We start from the raw sequence: 958 nt of genomic DNA, 5'->3' as shown, positions 1-958 counted from the left end.
CAGATGCGCGGCGAGGGCTTCACCGATCAGACCTGAGGCACCCGAGATGATCGCTCGCACGCCCCCAGCCTAGAGGGGGGAACCGCCTCAGAGCCCGAGCTCGGACTCGAAGTGGCCCTCCTCCAGCCTGTTCTTGACCGTGGTGAGGAAGCGGGCGGCGTCGGCGCCGTCCACCAGCCGGTGGTCGTAGGTCAGGGACAGGTAGACCATGGACCGGATGGCGATGACCTCGCCCAGGTTCGGGTCGTTGACCACGACCGGGCGCTTGACGACCGCGCCGGTGCCCAGGATGGCGACCTGGGGCTGGTTGATGATCGGCGTGTCGAACAGCGCGCCGCGGCTGCCGGTGTTGGTGATGGTGAACGTGCCGCCGCCGAGCTCGTCGGGGCTGACGTTGCCGGTGCGGGTGCGCTCGGCCAGGTCGGCGATCTTGCGGGCGAGCCCGGCGAGGTTGAGCTCGCCGGCGTCCTTGATCACCGGCACGGACAGGCCGCGCTCGGCGTCCACCGCTATGCCCAGGTGCTCGGTGTCGTGGTAGACGACCTCGTTGTTCTCGGTGTCGATGACCGCGTTGACGACCGGGTGGGTCTTCAGCGCCTCGACGGCGGCGAGCGAGAAGAACGGCAGGAACGACAGCTTGACGCCCTCGCGGGCCAGGAAATCGGCCTTGGCGCGGTCCCGCAGCTGGGCGACCCTGGTGATGTCCACCTCGACGACCGAGGTGAGCTGGGCGGAGGTCTGCAGGGACTCCACCATGCGCCGGGCGATGGTCTGGCGCATGCGGCTCAGCTTCTCGGTCTTGCCGCGCTTGGCGGCGGCCGCGGCCGGAACCGGAGCGGGCGCGGCCGGGGCGGCCGGAGCGGCCGGGGCCTGGACCGGGGCGGCGGCCGGAGCCGGAGCCTGGGCGGCCTTGGCCTTGGTGGCGTCCTGGACGTCCTGCTTGCGGATGCGGCCGCCG

General features: G+C 71.5%; 1 protein-coding gene. It reads right to left on the bottom strand.

All coding sequences use genetic code 11. From position 1 onward, the window contains the following. Positions 1-87: 87 nt before the first annotated feature. Positions 88-958 (bottom strand): 2-oxoglutarate dehydrogenase, E2 component, dihydrolipoamide succinyltransferase (gene sucB, locus ABD327_RS06125; protein WP_344449196.1); only part of this gene is annotated, 871 nt, incomplete at its 5' end.

Source organism: Actinocorallia aurantiaca (genome assembly GCF_039533685.1).
GTDB classification, from domain to species: domain Bacteria; phylum Actinomycetota; class Actinomycetes; order Streptosporangiales; family Streptosporangiaceae; genus Actinocorallia; species Actinocorallia aurantiaca.
Note: the sequence above shows the minus strand (reverse complement) of the source record. Positions and strands in the feature narration are given on the sequence as shown.